27 protein-coding genes and 1 tRNA gene are annotated in these 26,597 nt (G+C 58.0%); 15 read left to right on the top strand and 13 right to left on the bottom strand.

The annotated features are described in order from the left end of the window. The first annotated feature begins 23 nt into the window (after positions 1-23). On the top strand, positions 24-1,412 hold the full coding sequence (locus JAO29_RS02060) for an oligogalacturonate lyase family protein (RefSeq protein WP_334266506.1): 1,389 nt from the start codon (positions 24-26) through the stop codon (positions 1,410-1,412). A 14-nt stretch (positions 1,413-1,426) separates the two neighbouring features. Further along, complete coding sequence (locus JAO29_RS02055; protein WP_334266505.1) at positions 1,427-1,771, top strand: L-rhamnose mutarotase; 345 nt, start codon at positions 1,427-1,429, stop codon at positions 1,769-1,771. Between the two features lie 106 nt (positions 1,772-1,877). Here JAO29_RS02055 and JAO29_RS02050 read toward each other — a convergent pair whose 3' ends face one another. Beyond that, a complete protein-coding gene (locus JAO29_RS02050; protein WP_334266504.1) occupies positions 1,878-3,071 on the bottom strand; it encodes an LssY C-terminal domain-containing protein in 1,194 nt (397 codons plus the stop codon). 45 nt (positions 3,072-3,116) lie between these two features. Here JAO29_RS02050 and JAO29_RS02045 point away from each other — a divergent pair, with 45 nt between their 5' ends. Together JAO29_RS02045 and JAO29_RS02040 are read left to right on the top strand one after the other, a co-directional pair. Continuing rightward, on the top strand, positions 3,117-3,383 hold the full coding sequence (locus tag JAO29_RS02045) for a hypothetical protein (RefSeq protein ID WP_334266503.1): 267 nt from the start codon (positions 3,117-3,119) through the stop codon (positions 3,381-3,383). A 330-nt stretch (positions 3,384-3,713) separates the two neighbouring features. Next, entirely contained in the window at positions 3,714-4,229 is a 516-nt protein-coding gene (locus JAO29_RS02040; protein WP_334266502.1) for a DinB family protein, read from the top strand. Positions 4,230-4,246: 17 nt separating this feature from the next. On the opposite strand, the gene JAO29_RS02035 is transcribed toward JAO29_RS02040, so the two are convergent. Both JAO29_RS02035 and JAO29_RS02030 read right to left on the bottom strand, forming a co-directional pair. Next, on the bottom strand, positions 4,247-6,079 hold the full coding sequence (locus tag JAO29_RS02035) for a tetratricopeptide repeat protein (protein ID WP_334266501.1): 1,833 nt from the start codon (positions 6,077-6,079) through the stop codon (positions 4,247-4,249). An 88-nt stretch (positions 6,080-6,167) separates the two neighbouring features. Then, on the bottom strand, positions 6,168-6,791 hold the full coding sequence (locus JAO29_RS02030; protein ID WP_334266500.1) for a thiamine phosphate synthase: 624 nt from the start codon (positions 6,789-6,791) through the stop codon (positions 6,168-6,170). Between the two features lie 279 nt (positions 6,792-7,070). On the opposite strand from JAO29_RS02030, the gene sthA reads away from it, so the two are divergent. Continuing rightward, positions 7,071-8,468, top strand: coding sequence for a Si-specific NAD(P)(+) transhydrogenase (sthA, locus tag JAO29_RS02025; protein ID WP_334266499.1), 1,398 nt, complete (start codon positions 7,071-7,073; stop codon positions 8,466-8,468). Between the two features lie 44 nt (positions 8,469-8,512). Beyond that, complete coding sequence (locus tag JAO29_RS02020) at positions 8,513-9,409, top strand: ROK family protein (RefSeq protein ID WP_334266498.1); 897 nt, start codon at positions 8,513-8,515, stop codon at positions 9,407-9,409. 22 nt (positions 9,410-9,431) lie between these two features. On the opposite strand, the gene JAO29_RS02015 is transcribed toward JAO29_RS02020, so the two are convergent. Together JAO29_RS02015 and mutM are read right to left on the bottom strand one after the other, a co-directional pair. After that, on the bottom strand, positions 9,432-10,496 hold the full coding sequence (locus JAO29_RS02015) for an SDR family oxidoreductase (RefSeq protein ID WP_334266497.1): 1,065 nt from the start codon (positions 10,494-10,496) through the stop codon (positions 9,432-9,434). 39 nt (positions 10,497-10,535) lie between these two features. Next, positions 10,536-11,366, bottom strand: a complete 831-nt coding sequence (gene mutM, locus JAO29_RS02010) for a bifunctional DNA-formamidopyrimidine glycosylase/DNA-(apurinic or apyrimidinic site) lyase (protein WP_334266496.1) — start codon at positions 11,364-11,366, stop codon at positions 10,536-10,538. A gap of 96 nt (positions 11,367-11,462) precedes the next feature. On the opposite strand from mutM, the gene JAO29_RS02005 reads away from it, so the two are divergent. Further along, on the top strand, positions 11,463-12,458 hold the full coding sequence (locus JAO29_RS02005) for a YVTN family beta-propeller repeat protein (RefSeq protein WP_334266495.1): 996 nt from the start codon (positions 11,463-11,465) through the stop codon (positions 12,456-12,458). Positions 12,459-12,701: 243 nt separating this feature from the next. Here the strand turns inward: JAO29_RS02005 and JAO29_RS02000 are convergent, their stop codons facing one another. Then, a complete protein-coding gene (locus JAO29_RS02000) occupies positions 12,702-14,771 on the bottom strand; it encodes a fused MFS/spermidine synthase (RefSeq protein ID WP_334266494.1) in 2,070 nt (689 codons plus the stop codon). A 118-nt stretch (positions 14,772-14,889) separates the two neighbouring features. After that, the gene (locus JAO29_RS01995) at positions 14,890-15,549 is read right to left on the bottom strand and encodes an NAD-dependent epimerase/dehydratase family protein (protein WP_334266493.1); all 660 of its coding nucleotides are present in this window, start codon (positions 15,547-15,549) and stop codon (positions 14,890-14,892) included. 138 nt (positions 15,550-15,687) lie between these two features. On the opposite strand from JAO29_RS01995, the gene JAO29_RS01990 reads away from it, so the two are divergent. The 3 genes from JAO29_RS01990 to JAO29_RS01980 all read left to right on the top strand — a co-directional run bounded on the left by JAO29_RS01990 (position 15,688) and on the right by JAO29_RS01980 (position 17,956). Then, a complete protein-coding gene (locus JAO29_RS01990; protein ID WP_334266492.1) occupies positions 15,688-16,998 on the top strand; it encodes an adenylosuccinate synthase in 1,311 nt (436 codons plus the stop codon). An 8-nt stretch (positions 16,999-17,006) separates the two neighbouring features. Next, positions 17,007-17,294, top strand: a complete 288-nt coding sequence (locus tag JAO29_RS01985; RefSeq protein ID WP_334266491.1) for a putative quinol monooxygenase — start codon at positions 17,007-17,009, stop codon at positions 17,292-17,294. Between the two features lie 149 nt (positions 17,295-17,443). Then, entirely contained in the window at positions 17,444-17,956 is a 513-nt protein-coding gene (locus JAO29_RS01980) for a nuclear transport factor 2 family protein (protein WP_334266604.1), read from the top strand. 82 nt (positions 17,957-18,038) lie between these two features. Here the strand turns inward: JAO29_RS01980 and JAO29_RS01975 are convergent, their stop codons facing one another. Continuing rightward, a complete protein-coding gene (locus JAO29_RS01975) occupies positions 18,039-18,332 on the bottom strand; it encodes a hypothetical protein (RefSeq protein WP_334266490.1) in 294 nt (97 codons plus the stop codon). 41 nt (positions 18,333-18,373) lie between these two features. Then, the gene (locus JAO29_RS01970; protein ID WP_334266489.1) at positions 18,374-18,982 is read right to left on the bottom strand and encodes an HIT family protein; all 609 of its coding nucleotides are present in this window, start codon (positions 18,980-18,982) and stop codon (positions 18,374-18,376) included. A gap of 304 nt (positions 18,983-19,286) precedes the next feature. Between JAO29_RS01970 and JAO29_RS01965 the strand changes: the two genes are divergently transcribed. Then, on the top strand, positions 19,287-21,197 hold the full coding sequence (locus tag JAO29_RS01965) for a 30S ribosomal protein S1 (RefSeq protein ID WP_334266488.1): 1,911 nt from the start codon (positions 19,287-19,289) through the stop codon (positions 21,195-21,197). Between the two features lie 105 nt (positions 21,198-21,302). Here JAO29_RS01965 and JAO29_RS01960 read toward each other — a convergent pair whose 3' ends face one another. The 3 genes from JAO29_RS01960 to infC all read right to left on the bottom strand — a co-directional run bounded on the left by JAO29_RS01960 (position 21,303) and on the right by infC (position 23,494). Further along, positions 21,303-22,136 carry a hypothetical protein gene (locus JAO29_RS01960; protein WP_334266487.1) on the bottom strand — a complete coding sequence of 278 codons (834 nt, stop codon included), beginning with the start codon at positions 22,134-22,136 and terminating at the stop codon, positions 21,303-21,305. 205 nt (positions 22,137-22,341) lie between these two features. Then, positions 22,342-22,515 (bottom strand): hypothetical protein, encoded by a 174-nt coding sequence (locus JAO29_RS01955; protein WP_334266486.1) that lies wholly within the window; start codon positions 22,513-22,515, stop codon positions 22,342-22,344. A gap of 403 nt (positions 22,516-22,918) precedes the next feature. Then, on the bottom strand, positions 22,919-23,494 hold the full coding sequence (gene infC, locus JAO29_RS01950; protein WP_334266603.1) for a translation initiation factor IF-3: 576 nt from the start codon (positions 23,492-23,494) through the stop codon (positions 22,919-22,921). A gap of 343 nt (positions 23,495-23,837) precedes the next feature. Between infC and JAO29_RS01945 the strand changes: the two genes are divergently transcribed. Next, entirely contained in the window at positions 23,838-24,389 is a 552-nt protein-coding gene (locus JAO29_RS01945; RefSeq protein ID WP_334266485.1) for a response regulator, read from the top strand. Positions 24,390-24,439: 50 nt separating this feature from the next. Here JAO29_RS01945 and JAO29_RS01940 read toward each other — a convergent pair whose 3' ends face one another. Beyond that, complete coding sequence (locus JAO29_RS01940; RefSeq protein WP_334266484.1) at positions 24,440-24,706, bottom strand: hypothetical protein; 267 nt, start codon at positions 24,704-24,706, stop codon at positions 24,440-24,442. 131 nt (positions 24,707-24,837) lie between these two features. Here JAO29_RS01940 and JAO29_RS01935 point away from each other — a divergent pair. From JAO29_RS01935 to JAO29_RS01925, 3 genes are all read left to right on the top strand, one after another. Beyond that, positions 24,838-24,924 (top strand) — tRNA-Leu (locus JAO29_RS01935). A 109-nt stretch (positions 24,925-25,033) separates the two neighbouring features. Further along, complete coding sequence (gene trpC / locus JAO29_RS01930) at positions 25,034-25,843, top strand: indole-3-glycerol phosphate synthase TrpC (protein WP_334266483.1); 810 nt, start codon at positions 25,034-25,036, stop codon at positions 25,841-25,843. Next, positions 25,840-26,502, top strand: a complete 663-nt coding sequence (locus JAO29_RS01925) for a phosphoribosylanthranilate isomerase (protein WP_334266482.1) — start codon at positions 25,840-25,842, stop codon at positions 26,500-26,502. The genes trpC and JAO29_RS01925 overlap by 4 nt, the downstream gene beginning before the upstream one ends. Positions 26,503-26,597: the final 95 nt, after the last annotated feature.

Below are 26,597 nucleotides of genomic sequence, written 5' to 3'. Positions count from 1 at the left end.
GCGAAAGGATAGGAGAGGGGCGGATGATGCGGATTTTTTCAGTTTCGGGGGTAGCCGCAGTTTTGTTGAGTGGAGCGTTTGCCGTTGCGCAGACGGCGACGGCTCCTCCGAAGACGTGGGTGGATCGCGACACGGGCCATCGTGTCTTTCGTGTCACGGACGAGCCGGGGTCTTCGGGCTTTTACTTCAACGTGAATGCTTACTCGCCCGACGGCAGCATCATGGTTTATACGGCTCCGGATGGAATCCACACGATGGAGCTGGCCACGCGGAAGACGCGGCTGCTGGTGCCGAATCCCGGGAGCGCAGAGAGTGCTTCGCCGCAGGAGCGTATGCGGGACGGCAATCACGCCATCGTCGTGGGCCGGAAGACGAACAGCGTGTTCTTCTCGCGCATGGATGCGGCGACGCATCTGCAGACGATCTTCAAGGCGGACCTGATCTCCGGGAAGGTTACGAAGCTGGCAACGCTTCCTCCGCGTGCAACGATCTCGACGGTCAATGCAGATGAGACGCTGGGCGCCGGTGTGTACACGGAGACGGAGGCAGGAGCGCAGCAGGAGTATGGACGGGGTGCGGCGCGACCCGGTCCGCTGGTTCAGCCGGAGGGTAAGGGCGCGATGATGGAGCGCCGTCTGGCTACGCGCATCCCGGTGGTGCTGTTTACGGTCGATCTGAATACGGGCAAGGTGAAGCAGCTGTTTCACTCGACGGACTGGATCGGGCATCTGCTGTTTTCTCCAGTCGATCCCACGCTGCTGATGTACTGCCATGAAGGGCCGTGGCATAAGGTGGACCGCATCTGGACGATCCGGACGGATGGAACCCACAACGAGCTGCGGCACAAGCGCACGATGCTGATGGAGATTGCTGGCCACGAGTTCTGGGGGCAGGATGGTCAGACGGTCTGGTACGACTGGCAGTTTCCCAAGGGCGAGGACTTCTGGCTGGCCGGCTTCGATATCTCGACGAATAAGCGCGTCGCCTATCATCTGCAGCGCGATGAGTGGTCGATACACTTCAACGTCAACCAGGGCGCGACGCTGTTTTGTGGAGATGGTGGAGATCCGGGCCAGGTGGCGCACTCGCAGAACGGCGAGTGGATCAACCTGTTTCATCCGGAGTGGCGCAAGAACGATGACAGCCTGAACGAGCCCACTTTCTGGAAGCCGGGTGTCTTTCATCGTGAGAAGCTGGTGAACATGGCGCACCACAACTACAGGCTTGAGCCGAATGTGCGCTTTTCACCGGACAGCAAGCTGATCTTCTTTACCTCGAACATGTTCGGCGCGAGCTATGTCTTCGCCGTCGAGGTGGAGAAGGCTGCTCCCGGGGCTGCTGATCTTGAGTCCACTCCTGAGCTGGCTGCAAAGTATGCGCCGGCTCCCACATCTACTCCAGCGGACAAGTAAAAATAGAGAGAGATATGCGACGCTACTCACAAGTTATTCAGCTGTTGCCTCAGTTCCGAGAAGAGTACATCCGGTACCACGAGAAAGTCTGGCCGACGGTTCTGGCCACGATCGAAGCCTGCAACATTCGCAACTATTCGATCTTCCTCTATGACTCGCTGCTGGTGGCTTACTTCGAGTACCACGGCGAGGATTATGAGGCGGACATGCAGCGCATGGCTGCCGATCCGGAGACGCAGCGCTGGTGGTCGATCATGGATCCCATGCAGGAGCCGGTGTCGGCTGCAGCTGAGGGCAAGCGCTGGCTGGAGATTCCGGAGGTCTTCCACTTCGACGGAGCACCGGTGGTAAAGAGCTAGTTCACTGGTGGCGAACCCGGCATTGGGCAGGGTCGTACTCTCGAGAGTGCCGGAGCTGGCGTTCAGGGAGTCGACTGACCATGAGCGCTGCCGGCGTCCGCCCGATCTAGTGAATCGTGCGGAGCTGGAGAGGCTTGCGGAGAGGTTTCTGCGAGCCCGTCTGTTCGGGAGAGAGACTGGTGAAGGCCTCGTGCGCAGGAGCATACTGCGAGGCCGTTTCCACGGGAGCAGGGAGATTGGGATGACGGAGGGCGGTGATCGCCATTCGTGTGCCTTCGTACGATCCATAGATGATATTGGCGCGGAAGATATCGTTGCGGAAGGTGAGGATCTGCCGTCGAGCGAAGCGGAAGAGGTGGTTGCCAGGCCTGTAGTTGCGTTGTTCCGGTCCGCCGGCAGGCTGGGGTACGGTGGGGTTGCAGTCTTTGAGATTGACGACGCCGACGAAGTTGTCGGTATGCATTACGTCGCCCGTAGCGTTCTGCACCGAGACGGGGAAGTCGGAGCGGGAGACGTAGTGGACCGATTCAACGCATCCGGCGAAGCTTAGGTCGCGAATGACGGCTGAGCGTTCCTGGTCGATGTCTGAGGCGATGTGGTGGATGAAGCCTTTTTGTTTCACCGCAAGCACTGCGCCGGTATCGCGAGTGGAAGAGCTGATCCAGACGGGATCGGGCGAGCCTGTCGGCTGCCAGCTCCAGATGCGAAGGTGGTCGCGCCGATCATAGCTGTTGAGACTCTTCTGCCAGTTCATATCTTCGGGTCTGCCATCGAGGTAGAAGGTCCTCATGGGCTGCTGCGCATATCCGTTGTTGTTCAGAAGGGCGTAGAGATTCTTCATGACAGAGCGACGGGAGACGGGATCGGAGTTTCTCCATCCGGCACTGAGGAATGCGGAGCGAACCATCGATGCGGAACCGATGAAGACGAGGTTGATCATGTCGGCATCGACATCTTTTCTGGTCACGACTCTGGCGGGAAGCTGGCTGACGAGATGGTCGAGCTCTTCGGTAGGTGCGGTGTTCTGCGGCACGAGCTCATCGGAGATGGCTCTGTCGGGGAGTGAGAACGCCGTCGTCGTCTCCAGGCGGATATCGGTTCCGGCGCGATAGTAGATCTCTGGCTCGGGGAAGATGGGGAAGACAGCTTTGAACGCAATCAGCACAGGGTCGGAGTATGGATTCCACGTAGGCAGATGGATAAGCCGGCTGCTGATGCTCCCCTGGAAGGTATCGGAGCTGCGAATCCCCTGAATGACTCCATTGCGGACCGACTCACGAGCATTCTCAACCTCGGCCACTTTAGCGTCGATCGGTACGCTCGTGCCCGAGGTGGTGACGGCGCGATGAAATTCAAGCTCGAGAGCGGCGGTCTCATGCCTTATGCCAAATCCGACTTTGCGTTTGCTGCGGACCACGCCTTCGATAGAGGAACCCACCGGAAGAAGGACATCGTTACCGCAGACCACATCCCGGGTGAGGATGGCATGTATGGGATCGCCTGGATTCGCAGTGTACGTAGAGACCGGCGCAGAGAGGCGGATCCAGAGTGGCTGGCTTGTCTGGAGAGTATTGCAGGCAAGTACCGCACGCGCGGAGTACAGAAGGCATAGCAGGGAGAGCGCGCGACGGAGATAAAGAGGGGTTTTCCTGATGACGAGCCCTCCGTTCCTCTAAAGATAACAAGAGAATGAGGGTCCCGCTATTCGGCGGGATAAAGATGCTGTTACAAAAAGCCTTTGCTGTGAGTTGGGGACGATAGAACTCGCTCCGATTTGTGTCAGAGAAGCAGGGTTCTTGTCTGAAAGTGCCAGATGGCCTAGGCGATCCCGGGGGAGATCTCCGGAGGTCCGCACTGTGAGGCATGGGTGCGACGACAGCTTCTCGAATGAATGCGAAGATGGATTCCGGCAATTTGAGATACGAAATGGAGGACTCACTCGATGAGTGTCGCAATGAAGGATCTTTTCCTGGAAACACTGAAGCGTGAAGAGGCCGGAACGCGCAAGATGCTGGAGCGCGTGCCTGAAGGGCACAACGACTGGGTACCTCATGAGAAGTCGATGAAGCTCGGGTATCTTGCCTCGCTGGTGGCGTCGATGCCGAACTGGATTGCTTGGATGATCGAGCAGGATGAGCTGGACTTTGCTCCCGTGGGTGAAAACAAGTCTAAACCTGCGGAGTGGAAGACCACTGCGGATCTGCTGGCGATCTTCGACGACAGCATGAAGAAGTCGCTCGCGGCCCTCACGTCGACCACGGACGAACATCTGCTTACTAACTGGAAGCTGAAGGCCGCGGGGTATCTGGTTACCGATGAGCCTCGATACATCAACATCCAGCAGGGAATGCTGATGCACTGGGCCCATCACCGTGGGCAGCTGACGGTCTATCTGCGGCTGCTACAGGCTGCGGTTCCGGCGCTCTATGGGCCCTCGGCAGATGAGAAATTCTTCTGATGCTCGAGAGCGCGCAATCAGCGGCTGCTTCCGGGATTGGCCTGCAGCCGCTGGATGTTGGCCAGAGTATCCGGATCGTTTGGACGCAGCTCGAGAACCTTGCGATAGAGGGCGAGCGCGCGGTCGGGATGGCCTGACTGCTGGTAGAGAATGGCGAGATTGAAGTAAGGCGTTGGGTCCGTGGAGCGATGATCGATTGCGCTCTGGAACATCGCTGCAGCCTGATCGGTGTGTCCCTGCTGATAGAGCAGCACGCCAAGGTCGGTATAGGCGGCGGAGTCGTTCGGAGACAGAGCGATGGCGCGTCGGAACTCGGTCTCCGCCTCTTCCCTGTGTCCGGACTGATTGAGGACGACTGCGAGATTGAGAGTTGTTCCAGCGTCTTTCGTATCCAGATCGAGCGCGCGGCTATATGCCGCCTGCGCATCGTCAAGTTGACCCAGGCGGGCGTAGGTCTCGCCCAGGCTGGAGTAGGCGCGCTGGTAGTGAGGATTGAGGCGGATGGCGTTCTGGTAGGCTTGCACGGCTTCTGTGAGCTTTCCATCTTCACGGAGGGTGAAGCCGAGATTGAAGTAGAGGGTCGGGCTTGAGGGAGTGGCCTCAAGCGAGCTGCTGTAGAGAGCAGCGGGCGAGTTCCAATCAGAGAGTCGACTCTCCAGGCGGGTGATTCCCCACACCGCCCAGAGGGCAGCGGCGGCGATGACGATGTTTCGCGCGGGCGGCTTCGTGTATGTGATGGCCGCAACGATCGCGATGGCTGCACCGACGGAGGCGATGTAGGCAAATCGCTCGGCCATGCCCTGATAGAGGAAGATGAGTCCGCAGAAGGGGACGAGAGCCACAAGAAGCCATGCAAGGCCGAACGCGCTGACTGGGCGGTGTCTGCTTATCCACACAAGGAGCGCCGTCAGCATGAGCAGTGTCACCCAGGCGAGTATCGCGGGCACTGATAGCGCGTTGGCGGGCATCGAGGTAGAGCGCTCAACGCTCATGTGGATGGGCAGAAGCGTCCAGCCGATGTACTTCCATAACTCCGAGGCAAATGCGAAAGGAGAGGCGGGACCGGAGGCTCCGTGCGCACCGACGGCGAAGCGGATGGCGAAGAAGAGAGCGATGGCCGCGAGATCTACACCGAGAATGATGATTGCGAAGCTACGACGGGGCGGGGTTGTATCGCCGCGGGAGTACAGAAGGATTGCAAGAGCGGTGAACGGAAGAATGAGGATGCCGGACTCGTGTGAGAGCAGGGAGGCGAGGGCACATACAGACGCTGCGACCAGATGGTGAGGCTTACGGGTTTCGAGAAAGTGCAGTGAGCAAAGAAGGCCAAGCAGAAGGAAGAAGAGGCAGAGAGGATAGGCGCGAGCGCTGACCCAGGCGACGGCCTCCGAGTTGATGGGCAGGCTGATCCAGAGAAGCGCGATCGCTGCAGCGACGATGGAAGAGAGGCGCAGGCGGCGAAGCAGGCGTACAAGAAGGATTCCGTTCAGAGCGTGCAGAACGAGGCTGGTGAAGTGGAATCCCGCGGGGCTGAGTCCCCAAAGATGACGATCGATGGCAAGAGAGAGCCAGTAGAGAGGGCGATAGGACGAGCCGGCGCTGGCAGCTCGGAGCTCGGAGGTGAAGGCGACGGGCGCGGCCACGAAGCGCGTGAAGACGGTGTGCCAGGAGGCGAGGCTGGTGTTGCGGACGATCTGATCGAGATCATCGTAGACGAAGGGCGCCTGCAGAACGCGGCCATAGAGCAGCAACGTCCAGCCAGCAATGACAAGAAGCCACACCCAGCCGGGTAGGGTTTCGGTCCAGTGGAGGGGAGTGGGGCGATGTTTTGCGGCTCGCGGCTGGGCCATGTGCTGATGATAGTGGTTTGGAATGATCTGAGTGCGATCGGACTCTCACTGGTGCAGGAGAGTGATTTCAGCGAAGAGAGATGCGTCGCTATGCAACGGGGCAGGTATAACCGAGAAATAATCTGATTCCAGCTATCCCGGCTGCTCCCGCGGCGAGGCACTGCGGGGCATTTTCTGCTGTGACGCCGCCAAGGGCGTAGACAGGAACGGGCGCGGCGGCGAGGCAGGCCTGATGGAGTACGTCCAGGCCTGCCGGCGGGGTGACGATCTCACCGCGTACGGTCTTGCCGAAGACCGGCGCGAAGAGAATTGCATCGGCATGATTGCGGCGCGCGATCTGCACCTCAGCCAGCGTGTGACAGGAGACGGTGACGACCGGCGATGGCAGGTGGAACTTCTCATAGCGGCGCCGGACATCGTAGGGCCGCAGAGGAGAGTGCGTGGAGAGGTGGACTCCATGGGCCTGCACCTCAGCGGCAATCGCCAGTGATCCATTGAGGATAAGCCGGGTCGCTGAGGCCTCTTCTGCGATGGCCACAAGCATTCTCTTCGTCGGCTCCACGAGATCGGCGGGGGCAAGATCTTTCTCGCGCAACTGGATGAGATCGACGCCACTTCGAGCCCAGAGTCTGGCCTGTTCGACGAGTTTCGCCTGTTGCTGGGACTCATCGCCGGGAAAGAGTGTGCGGTCGGTAATGGCGTAGCGGAGCACGTCGATAAGTTTATTAGCAGGAGAGATTTGGAAGCGTGGCTAGGCTCGAGAGAGTACGTCAACGGTAACTCGCGAAGGGGTCGTGTGGTAGTTTTGAGGCAACGAGTGTGTTCTGAAGACTGTGCCGGAGAGCAGTAACGCTGAGAGTTGAAAGGCACACAGGAAGAGACTGGTCTCAAGGGACGGGAGTTTTGCGTCCATCGCCGCAAAGCGGCTGAAGAGGGGCTATTTCGCTAACTGGAACTGGCGGCAAGTGGTGCCGCAAAGAGTCTGGAGTTTATGGGTAGTGTGTACGATCTGATCGTTATCGGGTCCGGCCCCGCTGGACAGCGTGCGGCAATCTATGCCGCCAAGCTGAATAAGAAGGTCGCCCTGGTCGAGATGCGCGAGGTAGTCGGTGGAGTCTCCATCAACACCGGGACCATCCCATCGAAGACGATGCGCGAGGCCGTTCTGCATCTGTCGGGTTACAACTATAAGTCCATCTATGGCATGAACTACCGGGTCAAGGAACGGATTACGATGGCGGACCTTGCCTTTCGGGTTCAGCATGTCATCAAGACCGAGATTGACGTCACCGAAGCCCAGCTGTCACGCAATAACGTCGAGATGCTGCTGGGGGTGGCGAGCTTTGAAGATCCGACCCATGTAAAGGTGACGAACTCGCGCGGCTCGACCGTCTATGAGACCAAGAGCACGCTGATTGCGACAGGAACGAAGCCGGCGAGCTCTCCGAAGGTTCCGATCAACGGAACCACTATCATCAACAGCGACCAGGTGCTGGAGCTGAAGAACCTGCCCAAGACCATGATCGTAGTCGGTGGTGGCGTTATCGGCGTGGAGTACACCTGCATGTTCGCCGCGCTTGGCGTACGCGTAACTCTGATTGAACGCAGGCCCAGGCTTCTGGAGTTTGCCGATCAGGAGATCGTCGAAGCGCTGAGCTACCATCTCCGCGATGCCCGCGTGACGATGCGTCTGAACGAAGAGGTGGAGTCGGTCGAAGAGCTGCCGGACGGCGGTGTGGTCGCCAATCTCGAGAGTAAGAAGAAGGTCCAGGGCGACGCTCTGCTGTATGCGGTCGGCCGCCAGGGCAATGTTGACGAGCTGAATCTGGCGGCAGTGGGAGTTGAGGCGGACAAGCGCGGCCGCATTCCGGTCGATAAGGACTACCGCACCAAGAATCCGCACATCTTTGCCGTGGGCGATGTCATCGGCTTTCCTTCCCTGGCCTCGGTTTCGATGGAGCAGGGCCGCATTGGAGCGGCGCGCGCCTTCGGCGACGAGTCGATCGTCTCCAATCCGAGCTTCTATCCCTACGGCATCTACACGATTCCGGAGATCAGCTTTATCGGGAAGACCGAAGAGCAGCTGACGGAAGAGGATGTTCCCTACGAGGTAGGCGTGGCGTACTACCGTGAGATTGCGCGTGGCCAGATTCGCGGCGATACGACGGGAAGGCTGAAGCTGATCTTCAACCGTGAGAACCATTCCATTCTCGGAGTGCACATCATCGGTGAGGGCGCGAGCGAGCTGCTCCACATTGGCCAGGCGGTGATGGCGCTGGGTGGAACCATCGAATATTTTGTGGATACAGTCTTCAACTACCCAACTCTGGCGGAATGTTATAAAGTGGCGGCTTTCAACGGATTGAATCGCGTAAGCAAGTTTGACTGAGACGCGGTTTCTGGACGAGAGTCAGACACAAGACAGAGGAAGCAATGGCGAAGTCAGTTGGCGTTACGTTATCGGAGCAGGTCTTTACGGGATTTGTGGTGGATCACAGGCTGGTCGGAGAGATTCGACGCTTCCCGGAGGGCGACGACGAATACAGCGCGCTGGTCGAAATGCCGACCGAAGAGCTGGTACAGACTATCTGCAAACAGGTATTTGCAGTTGCCCAGGGAAACAGCAAGCTTGATGCCGTCGGTGTCGCGGTACCGGGACTGGTAAAGAACGGCGTAATCGAAGAGGCTCCGAATCTTCCGCAGCTGAAGGGTGCGCGGCTGCGTGACCTTATCCTCTCCCGTCTCAAGGAACATGGCATTCAAGCGCCGGTCACGATTCTCAACGACGCCGACGGAGTCGCTGCGGGACTCGCAGCCCGGCATGGCAAGCTCGACAGCATGATCCGGGTATGGACCCTTGGCATGGGCATCGGCTTTGGCCGCTATCCCTTCACTCCCGGAGTATGGGAGGGAGGTCACACCATTGTGACGCTCGATGAAAAAGAGTCCTATTGCGGCTGCGGTGGTCGCGGACACCTCGAAGGGGTCATGGGCCATCGCTCCATGCGCCTGCGCTTCCTGGACATGGAGCCCGAAGAGGTCTTCGAGGGGGCGAAGAAGGGCGAGCCACGCTGTGTGGAGTTCAAGAAGACGTATCACAAGGCATTGGCCGCGGCTACGGCGAGCTCCGTTCATATGGCCGGGCCGGGAAAGTTTTTTCTTACGGGGCCCTACGTCGGCTTTGTGGATATGCCAATGCTGAAGGACTATACCCAGCAGATGGTGAAGATGAGTCCGCTGCAGGGGTATTCGCTCGAGATCGTGGACGAAAATCCCGAGACTCGTATCATCGGTTCGGCTGTAAGCGCGGAGCAGGCGGCAGGCGTTTAGAGAAGAACCTCCCGCCCTTTATCTAAGGGATCAGGCGATCTTTTCTCAGTCTTTCAAAGAGCTGGAAGAAGCTCTCATCGGTCGGCTGGTAGTCGGTGAAGCCAAGCTTCCGGCTCTTTGACATATCGGTCACAACCTCAATCGGCCGGCCGAGGTCGGCATCGGTATGCCAGGCAGAGACGAGCTTGTCCAGATTGGTCTCCGTCAAGCCATACTTCGCGGACATCGCTTTCCAGATCGGCTCAGCATCTGCGAGTTGCCGTTCCAGAGGAACTCCCTCTCCTTGAAGTTCCGCAGCCTCTACGCCGAACCAATCGGCGATGCGCTTCCACATCCAGCTCCAGCGGAAGACGTCGCCGTTGACTACGTTGAAGGCCTGGTTGCGCGCCGCCGGGGCGGTGCCAGCCCAGACCAGATGTCTTGCCAGCAGGTGTGCGTCGGTCATGTCGGTCAGGCTTCTCCACTGCACCGACGAACCCGGGAACTCGATCGGCTTTCCCAGCTCCTTACAGATGCTGGCGTAGACGGCGAGTGTCGTTCCCATGTTCATCGCGTTTCCGACCGCGTAGCCGATGATCGTGTGGGGGCGGTGAATACTCCAGCTGAAGCCCTCGCGCTCCGCAGCGGAGAAGACCTCGTCTTCCTGCGCATAATAAAAATTCTCGAGATCAAGCCGCGGTTGCTCTTCACGGAAGGGTGTAGCGGGGAGATTGCCTTTGCCGTATGCCTCGAACGGCCCGAGATAGTGCTTCAGTCCCGTCACCAGAGCGACATGCTTGACTGTCTTCGTCCCGGAGACGGCGTCCAGGACATGGCGCACCATCCCGGCGTTTACCCGAATGTTCTCTGCTTCGGTCGACTGTCGTAGCCACGTTGAGAGGAAGATATGGGTCGGCTTGACGCTCTGCAAGGTGGCGTTCACTGCGGCTGAATCCTGCAGGTCGACTGCAAGGGCGTTCATCCCGGTGCGGCTGCCGGGACGTCGCGCTACGCCGTATACCGTCCAGTCCTCCTGGGTAAGCAGATAATCCGCGAGGTTGCCTCCGACGATGCCGGATACTCCGATAATCAAAGCTGTCTTGTTCATGGCTCTCCTTGGCTTGGAACGCACCCTTCCGGCTGCCGTCTACTTCTGGCACTCGGGACAGAAGTGCGTGCTTCGGCCTCCCACGACGATGCGTTCAATCGGCGTGGAACATGTGCGGCAGGGCTGGCCGGTTCTTGAGTAGACACGGTGATGCAGTTGGAAGAATCCCGCAACTCCCTCCGCATCGACGTAGTCGGACACGGAAGACCCGCCGAGTTTAATGGCTTGCTTGAGTACCTTGATCAAGGCTGTGCGCAGACGGGTAAGCTCGTTGCGGGTAAGTCGCCCGGCCTGACGGCGGGGGTGGATTCCGGCGTGAAAGAGAGCTTCGTCCGCGTAGATGTTGCCCACGCCGTGAAGCAGCGACTGGTTCAGAAGCGCGGCCTTGATGGCTGTCTTGCGATTGCGGAAGAGGGCGATGAAGTCTTCGTTGGAGATGGTGAGCGGCTCGCTGCCCGGACCGGTATAAGGCTCGGTCACAACCGAGAGCCGTCCGAAGCGCCGCGCATCGACAAACCGAAGCTCTTTGCCTCCGCTGAGTGCGAGGATCGCGTGAGTGTGGGGCGGAACCTCGGTATCCGGAGTGGAGACAAGGAGCCGGCCTGTCATCCCGAGATGGATGAGGAACTGCGCATCTACGGTCCTCTTGTCCGGCTTTCCCGCGGTGTTCCGAGTCACGTCGGCTACGATCGTCTTTCCGACACGACGAACCTGCTCGATGCGGGAGCCGGTCAGAACGTCCGCGATCTCATTCGGAGGGGACTTGAAGGTCTGTGGCTTGTTGCTGGTCCAGACGGAGAGGATTGTCTGTCCCTGGACACGCTGATGGACGCCGTTTGCGACGGTTTCGACTTCAGGAAGCTCGGGCATAGCCTGCCTCCAGTATAGGTTGCGGGCTTCTTTTTTTGTGGCCGCGAAGTTTTCGGCTGACGGCGCTACAGGCGGCTCTCTATACTTGCCAGCGCTATGAAAACCTCGAATATCTGGATGGTGGTAGTGTGCGGCGCTGCAATCTGCGCGTCGACTGGAGCAGCGCGTTCCGAGACGCTGCTGGTGGCGAATCAAAAGGATGCCGATCTTTCCGTGATCGACACGGCTTCGGCGAAGGTTGTGGCGACCATCCCGGTGGATGGAATCACCGGGCACGAGCTTGCGGTCTCGCCCGACGGCAAGACGGCGTTCGTTCCCATCTACGGAAACGCTGGCGTGGGGCGTGCGGGGACCGACGGGACGGAGATTTCCGTGATCGACTTGGGCAGCCGCAAGGTCGTTCACAAGATCGACTTCGGTCATGGCGTGCGTCCGCACTGCGCGATCTACGACAAAAACAGCGGAATGCTGTACGTGACGACGGAGCTGGATAAGACCGTCAGCATCATCGACCCTAAAACGCTGAAGATCGTCGGCTCCGTTCCGACCGGCCAGGAGCAGTCGCACATGCTTGTCCTCTCAAAGGACGGCAAGCGTGGCTACACTGCCAATGTCGGACCGGGAACGGTCTCTGTGCTGGATATGGTGGGCCGCAAGACGCTCGCGATTATCCCTATCTCAGGCAATACGCAACGCATCAACATCTCGCGCGACGGCAGCATGGTCTTCACCGCCGACCAGAAGAAGCCTCAGCTCGCGGTCATTGACACGGCCACTAACAAGGTCAAGAACTGGGTGGAGCTTCCTTCGAGTGGCTATGGCACGGCGACGACGCCAGATGGCCGCTCGCTGCTGGTCACACTCCGGGGAGCAAAGCAGGTTGCCGTGGTGGATCTGAAGTCCATGAAGGTCACCAAAACGATCGATGTAGGCGATGCACCTTCTGAGATCGTGTTGAGCTCCGATGGCCGCAAGGCCTATGTTGCCTGTAACGCCTCCAATCAGATCTCGGTAATCGATCTTGGCTCCCTCAAGGTTGTGAAGACGATAGAAGCAGGGAAGTACGCCGACGGAATGGCGATGGTTAAGTAGCCCGCCGGACTGTCCGGGGCAGTTCTCATTCAGAACGCCTGTTTACCTTCCTAAAAGTGTCATCCTGAGCGCAGCCAAGGGCAGTCTCATCGCCATTGGCGTCGAAGGATCTCCGGTTGCCCCTGCTGACGGCTATACCTGGAACCGCAGATCCTTCGACTTCGCGGCTTTGCCGCTCCGCTCAGGATGACACTTCCGCGGGTGCGCGCCGGGCGAAGATTGCTGAGCGAAGTAAGAATGAACTTATTGATCTCCGGTCTGAAGGATCGGCAGGAGACTTGAGTAGTCGTCCGTCCAAAGCCTCAGGTGGGGTCTTCGGTGGATGTGGTCCGCGAGCGAGGCGATCTCGTTTCTATCGAAGAATGCGGGATCAGCGGTCATCAGGACCCACTCCGCACGAAATTCACCGCGGGCCTGGTTCGATCCCGTGACAACGTTACGCGACTGCAGATGTGCATTCTCTGCCAGCAGCGCAAGCTCAGGCGGGAGATCCAGGTACTGGTTGGAGACGTGGAAGGCCAGGATTCCATCGGGCGCGAGATGGCGCAGATAGAGCTGAATGGCCTCCGCGGTCAGCAGGTGGAGCGGTATCGCGTCGCCGGAGAAGGCGTCAATCGCCAGAACGTCGAAACGCTGGGGAGGTTCGGACGCGAGGGAGGTTCGCGCGTCGCCGGGTACCACCGTGATCTTTGCGGGAGAGTCACGCAGATAGGTGAAGAGATTACGAGCTATGGGTTCGACCTGTGGGTCGATCTCGTAGAACTCGATCTGATCGCCGGCCTTCCCGAAAGCAGCGAGCGTTCCTGTGCCCAGACCAATGACGCCAATCTTCCGCGGCCGGGTAGCATCGTTGCAGCAGAAGCGGAGCGCCAGCCCGATCCCGGAGTCAGCCGCATAGTAGGTGGTGGGATGATGGCTAAGCTCCGGAGAGAAGATCTGGGTCCCATGCTGGATGGTTCCGTGGAGCAGCGTACGCATGGGAGCCTGCTGCACCGGTGCGAAACCCTGCGTGACGCGAAGGCTTCCATAGAAATCCCGCATCGCTGCCAGGGAGTTTCGGGTGAAGTAGAGGTGAAGCATAAACGTCAGGCTAAAGAGCAGGACAGTTGCTGTGCCCCAGAGCAGGCGCTGCGTCCACCCGTCGCGCCACGTTGCCGCCAGGGCCACCAAAGCGGTGACAAAAAAGGCGATGGCCAGATCGTAGTTGCCATCAAAGAGCAGGGGAAAGGCAATCCCCACGAGGAAGGTTCCAGTGGCTCCGCCGCCGGCGATCAGGAGATAGAAGAGGGTGGACTCGGAGGCTCGCTGCGGGCGCAGAGAGTAGGTTTCGCCGTGGCAGAAGAGGCAGGCTACGAAGCACTCGATGAGGAAGAAGAGGATGGTCAGGGTGATCGGAAGCGAGAAGTCGGTCTTGGTCATCGCATATCCGAGGCTCGCCAGCATGACGACGAGAAGCCGAACAACGATGGGGCGCCGGTAGAAAGCCGGACGATCGAAGGCCAGGATAAACGTGATCAGGTAGACCGCGAGGGGAAGAACCCAGAGCAGAGGGATCGCCGCAATGTTGATGGTGAGGTGGGCAGTGACCGCCGAGAGCTGCATCGCCGCAGCCATAGGGAGAAGAAACCAGAGCCAGCGGTGGTGGCGCGGGCTCGGCTCCGATGCGGAGTCTGCCTCAGGTGCGAACACCGTTGCGGAGGAGCTCTGGCTTCGTATGACGAACCATGAGAGAACGACGAAGAGACAGAAACCCAAAGCCCACAGTGCCCGCTGAAGTCTGAGAGTGAGATGAGGTTCGATCAGCGCAGGGTAAGCCAGCAGCGCCAGCAGCGATCCCACATTCGAGAGAGCGAAGAGGCGAAACCAGACCGGCGCCGGACGCCCGGATGTATCCGCTTCAGAGCGCGACAGCCACAACTGCAGGAGCGGGCTGGTAGAGGCGAGCATCAGGAAGGGAAGTCCGATCGTTCGGGTCAGGCTCCAGAAGATCGTGGCGACGGGATGCGTCGAGCTGCTGAGCCCCGGACCGAAGAGTAGACCGAAGGTCAGCGCGACACAGGCAAAGGTAAGCATCGCCTGGTGGGTACGCCGCTGAAACCTGAGGTCGGAATTGCGCCGACCCCGGGTAAGCCAATGTGCGTAAAGATAGCCCACCAGAAGGGTGGTCTGGAAGAAGACCAGGCAGGTAAGCCATACAGCAGACGAGCCCCCCAGGATGGGAAGGATCTGCTTGGCAGCGAGCGGCTCGATGAGAAAAAGCAGAAACGCAGACAGGAAGGCGGTGGTTCCGTAGAGGAGTCGTCTTGAGGGCATGGGAAAGGTGCAGCAAGAATACGTCTCTGACAGCGTTGGTGTCTCAACTCATACTCAAGTTTTAAATCAACAATGCAAGAACGATAGAGGCGATGACTACGCCCTCAAGGGTTACCGATCAGAATGAGTTGATATCGGCCGGGTCCAGAATGTACCGGGCATACCCTGTCCGCCCTACCGCGATCATCGCCCGGCCCAGCTGTTCCGTCGTAACGATGCTGTTCTTCAGGCGACGTGTGAGGATAGGCAGGACTGGGGTTAGCAGATCGTAAAAGAACTGGTAGAGGCGGGTCTTCGAGCGGATTCCATGGAGCGGCTGGATGAATCCGGGGCGGAACATGTAGGCATCCTTGAAGCCGAGGTGAAGCAGGGCGTTCTCGGTGCGGCCTTTGACCCGAGCCCACATGACGCGTCCCTTCTCCGTCGAATCAGTTCCGGCTCCCGAGACGTAGAGGAAGGTCATGGCAGGGTTGAACGGAAGCAGGGCTCGAGCAAAGGAGAGGGTAAGCTCATAGGTCAGGTGGGTGTACTGCTCCTCGGGCATCCGAAAGGACGAGACCCCGGCGCAGAAAAAACAGGCATCGAAACCTGCTAGTTCCTCTGGGCGAAGGGACGGTTTGGCGAGGTCGGAGACGGTCAGCTGGCGCAGTCTGGGATGTTGCTGGGGGATGGGAGTTCGACCGACAGCGACGACTTCGGTGATCTCAGGATCGAGGAGGCACTCCCGTAGGACGCCCTGCCCAACCATACCTGTGGCTCCAGTGAGGACGACGCGCATGAGGTGATCTTACCGAACACGATATGATGGATGAGGCGCGTCTTCGTCCCGGAGCCATCTGCGTACGTTGCGTCCATTCCGACACCGCCCTTCGGGGCTGGCCAGACTAAGAAGCATCTTTGGAGAAGAGAATCCGTCGTGAGTCAAGCGAGATCTGCGGTCATTTTGGGTGCCCAGTGGGGCGATGAAGGCAAAGGCAAGATTGTGGACGTGTTGTCGGAGAGGTTCTCCGTCGTAGCGCGTTACGCAGGCGGCCACAACGCCGGCCATACGGTCATCATTGGCGGCCGCAAGTTCGTGCTCCAGCTGATTCCCTGCGGGGTTCTGCGGCCGGAGTGCAAGGGCGTGATCGGCAACGGCGTCGTGCTGGATCCCATGGCCTTCCTCAATGAGGTCAAAAAACTACGGGATGCCGGTTTGCCGGTAGACCAGCAGCTTTTCGTGTCCAATCGCGCTCAGGTAATCCTCCCGTATCACCGCATGATTGAGCTGGCGGCGGAGAATGCCCCGGGGCGAACGAAGATCGGAACCACCAGCCGGGGCATCGGTCCTGCTTACGAAGACAAGATGCACCGCAGCGGTCTTCGCGTGATCGATCTGCTCAACCCGGCTCTTCTGCGGACGCATATCGAGAACGCCTGCCACGAGAAGAATACGATTGCACACGCACTCTTTGGCACGGCACCCCTCGACCCCAAGACCATGTATGAGGAGTACGCGCGTGCGGCGGAACAGGTGGCTCCCTTTGTGACGGATACCGCGGTCCTGCTGAACCAGGAGCTGGATAATGGCGGCAACGTGATGTTCGAGGGAGCGCAGGGCGCGTTGCTCGACATCGATCATGGAACCTATCCGTTTGTGACCTCGTCGTCGGCGACGGCAGGCGGCGCGATAACCGGAACCGGCGTTGGACCCACGCGCATCGATACCGTCATCGGCGTGACCAAGGCCTACGTGACACGCGTTGGAGAAGGTCCGTTTCCGACGGAGATATTCGACGATACAGCCGATGTTCTGCGTGCGCGCGGCCAGGAGTACGGTGCAGTGACCGGCCGCCCGCGGCGCTGTGGCTGGCTGGATCTTCCGCTGCTCCGTTACAGCAACATGGTCAATTCGACGGAGTGGTTGGTTGTGACGAAGATGGACGTGATGGACGCGCTGGACGAGATTCCCGTCTGCACGGCCTACAAGATCAACGGCAAAGTGACGGATGTGATTCCAGCGGATATGCGCGGGTTCGATTCGATCGAGCCGATCTACACCACGTTGAAGGGCTGGAAGGCATCGACGGAAGGGATTACGGAGTGGGAGAAGCTGCCGCAACTGGCGCAGGACTACCTTCGTTTCCTCGAAAAAGAATCTCGTGCGAAGATCGGAATGGTTTCGACCGGCCCGGATCGCGATCAGACGATGACGCTGCCGGAGTTCGACGCGGCACTGAAGGGGTAGATTCAGCGATGATTAGTTTCACGGTACGGATGCGGTTTGAACCGAGCGCGCATGATGAGATTGCGGAGATTCTTCGCAGGCTGACGGCGGCATCCCGGGAAGAGCCGGGATGCGTCAGCTATATCCCTCATTTCGTAGAGGGCGATTCTGCCACTGTGGTGATCTACGAACAGTATGTGGATGCCGCCGCCGTGGAGCATCACCGAAACACCCCCCACTTCCAACAGTATGCGGTGGGCGGCCTGTATCAGAAGATGCTCGATCGCCAGATGGAGAACCTTACAGCAGTCTGTTAAGAGCTCTGCCGGAATACTGCAGGCGGACGTTGAGTGTTTCTCAAAGTTCTTTTGACTCAGAGACCTGAATCGGTCTACTATCCGGTACGCTTATGGTCCACGGGAATCCATTTCGACACGATTTACCCTCTCGCACCGCTCTGATGGCGGTGGTTCTGTTGACCTGTTTTCTGGCGTGTGCCTCGGCCCAGCAACAGCAGGATAAACATCGCAAGCACGATGCCAAAAAAGAAGTCGAGACGCTCGAGGAGAAGTGGCGCACCGCGCAGCTGGCCGGAGACATCGTAACGATGGACCGAATGTTGGCGGACGACTTTATCGGGGTGTCGATGTCAGGCCAGGTGAACACCAAGGCCCAGCAACTGGATCGCATCCGGAGTCACCGGCTGATGCTTACTCGGATTGACCTGGATGACATGAAGGTGAAGCTTGTCGATTCTGTCGCGATTGTGACCTGCCAGGCCGAGGTAGAGGGGACGAGCGAAGGAATGCCGGTGAAGGGCAAGTATCGCTATACGCGCATCTATCAGAAGCTGCCCTCAGGAGAGTGGAAGATCACGAGCTTTGAGGCTACGCACATTCGGCCTTCCAGATCGAAGGAGCACAGAGAGACGCCCGCCTCTTCGTCCCGTACGTCAATCCAGGAGCCCAGGTTCGGCTAGGGAGAAGATTCGAGAGAAGAGAAAGACCCTGCCGTGGCAGGGTCTTTTTGTGAAAATTGGAAACGCAGGGAAAGTTGTTGCGTCAGGCAATCTTTCCGAAGCTGCTGTTACTGGAGGGTTTGGCGTCCAACTCTCGCACTACAGGAAGGTTGAGAGCAAGAAGTCTGCGGAAGAGAGAACGCGTTTCACCGGTCAGTCGCGCATCCTCCGACTCGTGAGGGAAGAGCGACAGGGTGCAGTTCATCGGGCTGCTGACGAGTTTGGCTCCGGCAGCGCTGGAGCGGACGCGGGGCTCGGGGGAGCGTGTCGCAGACAAGGGCGGCATCGGAGACCCGGGCCGAACAGAAGATGGCGGGATTTTTTTCAGAACATTCATGAGTGCCCCTCGAATGGCGATTTACCCAGACTTTTCAGGGGTTACCTTGGGTTCGATGCTGCTCCGCTCCAGGATGTTGCATGAGCCTGCAGGAATTGCCGAAGTCGCCTCCATGTTGAATCGAGATCTTCGGGGAGCACCCGAGTCTCGGCTGTAACCGTCATGAAGTTGGTATCGCCCACCCAGCGAGGAAGGACGTGCATGTGAATGTGACCGGCGACACCGGCTCCGGCAGCCTCACCGAGATTCATGCCGAGGTTGATTCCATCCGGACGGTAGATGGAGCGGAGGGCGCGCTCAGTGGTCTGGGCGAACTCGATCATCTCGTGAGCTGCTTCGGGAGGCGCTGCGGCGAGGGAGTCGGTATGAAAGTAGGGCAGGATGAGGACATGGCCAGTAGCGTAGGGAAAGGCATTCAGGCAGAGGAAACAGTGCTGCCCTCGGTGGAGGATATGCGATGCGCGTTCGGCGATGTCAACCGGCATGCCACGGGCTATGGCGTAGTCCGTGGCTGCGATCATGTTGCAGAATACGCAGTGCTTGTCTTCAGCGGCCGGCCAGTCCGCGAGTTCGGCCGGGACGCCGGTGCGTGCCTGCGGATCGCTGCGGGTTATATATGCGTAGCGCCAGGGAGTCCAGAGATGATCCATATGAAAGCAGAGTATAAGGGGCGACGGGTGAGGCGCGGAGCCGCGAGTTGCGTCACAGTCGTGTAAAAGCTGGTATTTTGCGGGTTCCTGCGGTTGACGGAAGCCCGGCGAAGTTCTATCGTTAAATACGAGCCCCTGCGTGTGGGACCCAAGTGCAGCAGCTCCTTCTTGAAAGATGTAAAAATTCGTTCCTACCTGCGCGCTCGATCAGGAATGGAAGCTCAGTCCCTAAAACGGTCTGAGCGGTTCCGAGAGAGAGCCACCCGCGATGGAACGGAGGCTTGGGTCCCGGAGTCCGCAATCAATGGTAGATAACCATAATCCCGATCAAACCGAGAGCAAACCCCTGACCACCGAATTGGATGTCCTAGCGCCTGAAGCGACAGCGGAGAACGCCGAGCTGTCTTCCGAATCCACCACTAACCAGCAGCATGAGACCGCCCTGCCCGTCGAGCATCCTGTAGCGGTTGCGAATGAAACCGCCGAGGAACCCGACTACGACTCCGCTGACTTTGCCGAAGCATTGGCTAACTTTGACCGTGAACAAGCGGCCGAGTCTGCCGCCGCGCAAAGCCTGACAGCCGAAGAGGTTATTGTCACCGGCACCGTAGTCAAGATTACGGACAAGCATGTTGTTGTTGACATTGGGCTGAAGTCTGAAGGTCTCATTCCGCTGGAGCAGGTGCTGGATATCAATGGTGCGCCCAAGTTCCAGGCCGGTGATCAGGTAGAGGTTGTTGTAGAGCGCGAAGAGGCCGAAGGTGGCTACCTCGTGAGCTACGAGAAGGCTCTGCGGCACAAAGTATGGGACAAGCTGGAAGCGGCGGCGAATGACAAGGTCCCCGTCAAGGGCATGGTTCTGAGCCGTGTCAAGGGCGGTCTGACTGTCGATATCGGGATCAAGGCATTTCTGCCTGGATCTCAGGTTGAGATTCGTCCGGTCCGCAATCTGGACGGCTATATCGGTCAGGAGATCGAAGTCCGCGTTATCAAGCTGAACAAGAAGCGCGGAAATGTCGTCATCAGCCGTAAGGAGATGCTCGAAGAAGATCAGAATGCCAAGAAGTCTGTCACGCTCGCTACCCTGGAAGAGGGAAGCGTTCTGACCGGCACAGTGAAGAACCTGACCGATTACGGCGCGTTCGTCGATCTTGGTGGTCTGGACGGTCTGCTTCACATTACCGACATGAGCTGGGGGCGTTTGACGCATCCTCGCGATCTGGTCAATGTCGGCGACGAGATTCAGGTCAAGGTTCTGAAGTTCGATAAGGACAAGCAGCGCGTCTCGCTCGGCTTCAAGCAGCTGACGCCGGATCCATGGCTGGATGCTACTGAGCGGTATCCGATCGGAGCCCATGTCCGCGGCCGTGTACTCTCTGTCACCGACTACGGCGCCTTCGTGGAGCTGGAGCAGGGTATCGAGGGTCTGGTTCACGTCTCTGAGATGACCTGGTCCAAGCGCATGAAGCACCCCTCGAAGCTGGTAAAGCCGGGTGATGAGGTCGACACGATCATTCTGAGCGTCAATCCGAACGATCGTCGCATCTCGCTGGGCATGAAGCAGCTTCAGGAAAATCCCTGGGAGCAGCTTGAAGACAAGTACCCTGCCGGAGCTGTGATCGAGGGACGCGTTCGCAACCTGACCGACTTCGGAGCTTTCATCGAGATCGAGGACGGGATCGACGGTCTGGTCCATGTCTCGAACCTTAGCTGGACCAAGCGTATCAAGCATCCTTCCGAGGTCCTGAAGAAGGGCGAGAAGGTGAAGGCAGTTGTTCTGGGAGTCGAGCCGGAGAATCGTCGTCTGTCGCTCGGCGTCAAACAGCTCCAGCCCGATGTCTGGGATACGTTCTTCGCGCAGCATCGCGTAGGGGATGTCGTCAAGGGCAAGGTTCTGCGCACCGCGCAGTTCGGAGCCTTCGTTGAGATCGCCGAAGGTGTTGAAGGTCTCTGCCACGTATCTGAGGCTGTCGACGAGAACAACGTTCCGCTCAAGCTCGAGGTAGGAGATGAGCACGAGTTCCGCATCGTGAAGATGAACCAGGACGAGAAGAAGGTCGGCTTGAGCATCCGCGCTGTTGGAGAAGAGGCCAGCCGTGCTGAGGTGGAGAGCTATAAGGAGCGTGACCACAAGGGTTCATCATCCTCCTCTTCCTCAAGCGGTACGACTCTTGGCGATCTGATCAATTGGAAGCGTTCGGAGTTCGGCGAGTAAGTATTATAAGCAGGAAATAAGAAGGGCCGCCTACCGGGCGGCCCTTCTTATTTGCATTTCTAAAGCCGATCGGGAGGATACTCTCCGATCGGCCGCGAGTGCAAGTTATGCAGGAATGGAGTGGATGATGGCGGAGGAGCCTGCTGAAAGCGAAGACTGACGCTCATTGATCGCTTCCGGCGGAGCCATCTTCGACGAAGCACGCCTCATTACCTCAAGCTCCGCAGGAGCAAAGAGCTCGGGGGGGATGCCACCAACCGCAACATAGCCAGGCTCGTCGCCAAGAGCCATCGATATCTGATTCCAGCGAAGGAATGGAGAGGTTGTGGGCAGTACAATGAGGCGGCGCTTGGGCTCTGGGAATGCGAAGTATGCGGACCAGACGAAAAGTGTCAAGCAGACCGCGATACCGTTGACGATGCTGAACGTAGCTTTCATGTCAGAGCCATGCGACAGCCATGCCGATTGGACAAGATTGGTTACAGCCAATAGTCCTAAACCGAAGCTGATGCCAAAGATACGGCTTCGATGAGACAGTCCCATGGGGCGAATCGCAAAGCAAACGAACAGAAGAAGGCAGAGCGTCAGAATGCTCGACGTCTGCTGAAGCTGTGTAATCATCGCGACCACGAATTTTATGCCATTCAAATGTGGGCTAAATGCAACACCCATGGCGACCGCGATCGAGATTACAGCCACCCATCGAAATACAAGTATTCCTAAGGTCTGCAAGCCCTTCAATGGAGCCATCGCAAGCTTGAAGATGCTGTAGATCACCAGCAGAGAAAGGAGCGCCTCGAGAGCATAGCTTATCCAATAGACGTAAAAATAGATGTGATAAGCAATATGTGGCTCCAGAACATGCCGCCAGCTTGCCGCCGAATACAGAATCCCCAAGCAAGTGGCAGAGGAAAGAACCTTAACGCCTAGTAACGCCACAAGATAGCGGTATCTTTTAGCTTCTTTACTGCGCAAGACAAGCGTAAGAACCATTCCGCAGAGAATTGGTTCAAGATAGGAGAGTGTGCTAACTAGCGTGTCTTGAGTCATCGATTACAATCCCCGGACTGACGTTTAAAGCGTAGCTCAACTCCGGGGCGGGCACAACAAAACTTTCTGCGAAAACTGCAGTTGTTTGCAGTTTTTAGCGAGCGATACCGCAGGCGTTGGGGTCGTCAGGAGCGCACATGGGAACAGGCATAGCGCTGTTGCGGGCGACGGCGACCTTGGAGCTGGTGGTGGCGGAGGAGATCTGGGTGGAAGCAAAGGCTCCGGTGAGGACGAGGGCGGCAACGGCGGTGCGAACGATGGTCTTCATGGGTATTTACCTCGAGAAATTTACTGATGTTGCAAAATTTTTCGCTGGACAGATCAGCTGAGATAAACATAAGATGGACTCGTATATAAGTCCAATGTAATGAGATACATATAAGGGTATTTATAGGCCTGAGTTACTGACGTAACAGAATCGGCTGGTCTGGATTAGCGACACACGTGCACTAATAATCCTGCTCATGGAAGCAAAATTGCAAGGCAGTGCACAGTGGTCCCTAAGGTGGTGCGCAGGCAGGGACTAATTCAATTCCGGAGTAACTATTGGATTAGGCAGAGAAGGGAGCTTGTCACTTCCGAGATCAAACGCGAGTGCGGATCTCGAAGAAAGGGCCCTGGTGAAGAATCGGCGGCTTAGTCTCACCTTCTGAGATGAAACTAAGCCTCGATCAGGCTTGAGCCGCCGTTGTAGCGTCGGTCTCAGTCTTTACAGGCGTTGGGGTCGGCTTCTTTGGTGCTGGTTCAGCCTTCTTTGAAGGAGCAAGAATCGCATGCAGGGTGGTTCCTTCCATGCGGGGCATGAATTCCACCAGGCCGGCCTCTCCAATATCAGTGATCAGGCGGTTAATGATCTTGTAACCCAAGTCGCGATGGGCCATCTGCCGTCCCTTGAAGCGGAGAGAGGCCTTGACCTTATCGCCTTCATTCAGGAAGCGAACAGCTTGATTCTTTTTCGTCTGATAGTCATGTTCGTCAACGGTGACGGAGAACTTGACCTCTTTGATAGTGATGACCTTCTGCTTCTTCCGTGCAGCTCGATCGCTCTTATCCTTCTCGTAGAGGAACTTGCCGTAGTCCTGAATCTTGCAGACAGGGGGAACCGCGTTGGGCGAGATCTCCACAAGGTCCAGCGATCTCTCGCGGGCCATCTTGAGGGCCTCAAAAGGAGCCATTACGCCAAGCTGTTCGCCATGTTCGTCGATGACTCGGACTTCGCGGGCACGGATGCGCTCATTAGTACGGATGAAGGATTTAGCGGAACGTTTATCGATCGGTGGAATAGGTCGCCTCCACAGCAGGCCACCGGGGGCATGCCATGCGTGTCTGTCTGGATTAGTGCGATAAAAATGCGTCGCACGCTGAAGTATAGCACTCCTGTTTGGATGCAGCCTGAGGTCACGAGGGCGCGTCTGAAACCAACTTTGAGGCTTTCGTCCGCATCTTACGCGGGGTCCCCTCCAGTCAGGCAGATACGCCGCGGAGTGTTTCCGCAGCGTTGATTTGTGTATGGTAGAGACGATCACAGGCGAGTTGAAAGTTCCTCACGGGACACAACTTGTTTTCCAGGGCAGGGAGAAGAGAAAGACGATGAAGAAGCGCATCTTGCTGGTCGATGACGAGGTCGCAGTATTGTTGACCCTGAAAGCTGTCCTTGAAATCAATGGTTTCGATGTCGATACAGCCGCGTCGGGACGTGAGGGAAAGCTGAAGCTGCGGGCAAACGAGTACCACATGGTGATCAGCGATATGCGTATGGAGAGCGATCAAGCGGGTGCCGCCGTTATCGCAGCAGCACGGTCCGCTCCCTATAAGCCTGCGGTCGCCCTTCTGACTGCTTATCCGGTAACGGAAGAGGATTGGCAGGAGATGGGAGCAGATCGGATGCTGGTTAAGCCGATGCATACGCGTCTGCTGCTGGAACAGATTAACCGGCTTATGAAGATGCACGATGCTCGCCGCGATGAAAACGGCAACGCGACGCCGGTTGGGCGCAAAGCTGTCTCTTCACGCTCTGTGGCTGCCGGCACAAAGGCAGCGAAGAAGTCTGTGTCGAAGAAAGCCTTAGCCAAGATCCCTGCGAACAAGTCTGTGTCGAAGACCACGAAGAAGGCGATCAAACGACCTGCGACAAAGGCCTGACTGTCTGCTGCCAGTCAAAGGCCTATCTCAGTGGCGTACTTGGGGTGGCGTTAGGCTTCTGAGTGCGCCTTTACATAGTTGCGCAGGGAAAGATTTATATCCAAGGCTTTGTTCACGCCGTTGTCGAGCATCCGGAGCCATTCGGAGCCTGGATCTTTCAGGCCTACCGTCCCCAACAGGTAACTTGTCTGCACGATAATCTCAAGCGCATTACTGAGTTCGTGCGCCATCTTTCGTATTTCGATAGCAACATCGGCTGGAATTGCGTCGAATGCATCGTTAGCAGGCTTGGAGGGCTTGTTGAGGGACTGTTCCATGGCGATAGAGATGCTCCTTGCAGGTACAAGTCTAGACGATCGCTTAAATTGACACGCAGGCTTGGCTTTGCGACACTAAAGACTCGCGGTTACGGTGTTCAGCCTTTATTGGCGGGACGTGTAGGACCGTCGCCGAAGTGGCGGAATTGGCAGACGCGCATGGTTCAGGTCCATGTACTCGCAAGGGTGTGGGGGTTCGAGTCCCCCCTTCGGCACCAAAGGTTCAGATCGACATGAGAGCAAGAGACGAGAGAGGCGCATAGCGCTTCTCTTTTGTTTTGGCCGTCATCCAGAGAAACCTCTCCGCTGCAAGCTTAGAATGAGAGTATGCCGACCCGACTCGATGAGATTCTCGCGAATACCTCTTACGAGGTAAAGGAGCGCAAGGCCTCCGCAAACCTGAGTTCGATTGAGCATCGTGCTGCCGCCCATCGTCCACGTGGATTCAAGGCGCGACTTGCGGAGGTGAGCCACAGCGGGCCGGCGATCCTATCCGAGATCAAGAAAGCCTCTCCGTCCAAGGGGCTTATCCGTGAAGATTTCGATCCGCCTTCCCTGGCGAAGGCATTCGAGGCTTCTGGAGCGGCTGCTCTCTCCATCCTGACGGATCAGAAGTTCTTTCAGGGATCTCTCGAGTATCTCGAGGCGGCTTCGCGCGCCGTACAAATCCCTTGTCTGCGGAAAGACTTCATCGTCGATCCTTTTCAGATTGTCGAGGCACGTGCCTTCGGCGCCGACGCCATCCTGCTGATCGTTGCGGCTCACACAGACGCAGATTTGGATGCGCTCCGAAACGAAGCACGAAATTGGGAGATGGATGTCCTGTGCGAGGTCCATTCCGCTGAAGAGCTCCAACGAGCTATGGCGTTAGGTTTCGATGTGATCGGTGTCAACAGCCGAGATCTTCGAACCTTTGAGATGCATCCGGAGTTATTGTTCGAGCTTGTGCAGCATATGCCAGCGCAGACCGTAAAGGTCGCCGAGAGTGGACTGCGCACCGCTGAGGAGATCGCGAAGTTGCGGGATGCCGGTTACGACGCATTTCTCATGGGGGAGACTCTCATGCGTCAAAAGGATCCCGGAGCCGCTCTGGCTTCTCTTCTTCAGCATGAGTACTCAGATCGAGTGCTGCAATGACGTGGATTAAAATATGCGGCAATACAAGCCTCGCCGATGCACAGCTTTCGATCGACCTGGGAGCAGATGCGCTGGGGTTCGTGTTTGCAGAGAGCAAACGCCGTGTGACTCCGCAACAGGTTGCCCCGATCGCGGCGCATCTACCGGATCATGTCGAGCGTGTCGGCGTCTTCTACAGTCGCGATGCCGCGGAGATTGCAACTGCGGTTCAGCAGGCCCACCTTACTGCAGTACAACTTCACGGGGGGCTTGATCTGCTCCTTATCAAGCAACTGCGTGAGCGATTCGGCAGTGAGGTCCGTATGATTCAGACGCTGCATTTCGTGGTCGGAACGGACAGCGGCGAGCGCCTTCAAGAAGAGATCGATGAGATCGTGCAAGCCAAGCTGTTAGATCGTGTCCTGGTAGACTCGCGGGTTGGAAACGCAGGCGGCGGCACAGGCGTTGCGTTCGACTGGAAGGCGGCGCGATCTGTCTTCCAGAAGGCTTCGGGGAATCTTCGGACTATAGTCGCAGGGGGCCTGCGGCCAGACAACGTCGGCGAGGCGATTCGCGAACTGGAGCCCTGGGGTGTCGATGTGGCGAGCGGTGTAGAAGCTTCTCCGGGCCAGAAAGACCCTGCGAAATTGCGAGCCTTCTTCGAAGCAGCCAGACAATAAAGGCTCCCATCCACAGCGAGAGCCTTTATTGCAACTAGAGAGAATCCTGAATCGCTTAGCGTCGATGAGAGTCGCGACTCGTGCCGTCCCACTCT

Source organism: Edaphobacter sp. HDX4 (genome assembly GCF_036877565.1).
GTDB lineage: Bacteria > Acidobacteriota > Terriglobia > Terriglobales > Acidobacteriaceae > Edaphobacter.
Note: the sequence above shows the minus strand (reverse complement) of the source record. Positions and strands in the feature narration are given on the sequence as shown.

What these genes read in the sequence shown, in the direction of transcription:
- JAO29_RS02060 (WP_334266506.1), top strand. Translation starts at nt 24, where the DNA reads ATGATGCGGATTTTTTCAGTTTCGGGGGTAGCCGCAGTTTTGTTGAGT.
- JAO29_RS02055 (WP_334266505.1), top strand. Translation starts at nt 1,427, where the DNA reads ATGCGACGCTACTCACAAGTTATTCAGCTGTTGCCTCAGTTCCGAGAA.
- JAO29_RS02045 (WP_334266503.1), top strand. Translation starts at nt 3,117, where the DNA reads ATGAAATTCAAGCTCGAGAGCGGCGGTCTCATGCCTTATGCCAAATCC.
- JAO29_RS02040 (WP_334266502.1), top strand. Translation starts at nt 3,714, where the DNA reads ATGAGTGTCGCAATGAAGGATCTTTTCCTGGAAACACTGAAGCGTGAA.
- JAO29_RS02035 (WP_334266501.1), bottom strand. Translation starts at nt 6,079, where the DNA reads ATGGCCCAGCCGCGAGCCGCAAAACATCGCCCCACTCCCCTCCACTGG.
- sthA (WP_334266499.1), top strand. Translation starts at nt 7,071, where the DNA reads ATGGGTAGTGTGTACGATCTGATCGTTATCGGGTCCGGCCCCGCTGGA.
- JAO29_RS02020 (WP_334266498.1), top strand. Translation starts at nt 8,513, where the DNA reads ATGGCGAAGTCAGTTGGCGTTACGTTATCGGAGCAGGTCTTTACGGGA.
- JAO29_RS02015 (WP_334266497.1), bottom strand. Translation starts at nt 10,496, where the DNA reads ATGAACAAGACAGCTTTGATTATCGGAGTATCCGGCATCGTCGGAGGC.
- mutM (WP_334266496.1), bottom strand. Translation starts at nt 11,366, where the DNA reads ATGCCCGAGCTTCCTGAAGTCGAAACCGTCGCAAACGGCGTCCATCAG.
- JAO29_RS02005 (WP_334266495.1), top strand. Translation starts at nt 11,463, where the DNA reads ATGAAAACCTCGAATATCTGGATGGTGGTAGTGTGCGGCGCTGCAATC.
- JAO29_RS02000 (WP_334266494.1), bottom strand. Translation starts at nt 14,771, where the DNA reads ATGCCCTCAAGACGACTCCTCTACGGAACCACCGCCTTCCTGTCTGCG.
- JAO29_RS01995 (WP_334266493.1), bottom strand. Translation starts at nt 15,549, where the DNA reads ATGCGCGTCGTCCTCACTGGAGCCACAGGTATGGTTGGGCAGGGCGTC.
- JAO29_RS01985 (WP_334266491.1), top strand. Translation starts at nt 17,007, where the DNA reads ATGATTAGTTTCACGGTACGGATGCGGTTTGAACCGAGCGCGCATGAT.
- JAO29_RS01975 (WP_334266490.1), bottom strand. Translation starts at nt 18,332, where the DNA reads ATGAATGTTCTGAAAAAAATCCCGCCATCTTCTGTTCGGCCCGGGTCT.
- JAO29_RS01970 (WP_334266489.1), bottom strand. Translation starts at nt 18,982, where the DNA reads ATGGATCATCTCTGGACTCCCTGGCGCTACGCATATATAACCCGCAGC.
- JAO29_RS01965 (WP_334266488.1), top strand. Translation starts at nt 19,287, where the DNA reads ATGGTAGATAACCATAATCCCGATCAAACCGAGAGCAAACCCCTGACC.
- JAO29_RS01955 (WP_334266486.1), bottom strand. Translation starts at nt 22,515, where the DNA reads ATGAAGACCATCGTTCGCACCGCCGTTGCCGCCCTCGTCCTCACCGGA.
- JAO29_RS01945 (WP_334266485.1), top strand. Translation starts at nt 23,838, where the DNA reads ATGAAGAAGCGCATCTTGCTGGTCGATGACGAGGTCGCAGTATTGTTG.
- JAO29_RS01940 (WP_334266484.1), bottom strand. Translation starts at nt 24,706, where the DNA reads ATGGAACAGTCCCTCAACAAGCCCTCCAAGCCTGCTAACGATGCATTC.
- trpC (WP_334266483.1), top strand. Translation starts at nt 25,034, where the DNA reads ATGCCGACCCGACTCGATGAGATTCTCGCGAATACCTCTTACGAGGTA.
- JAO29_RS01925 (WP_334266482.1), top strand. Translation starts at nt 25,840, where the DNA reads ATGACGTGGATTAAAATATGCGGCAATACAAGCCTCGCCGATGCACAG.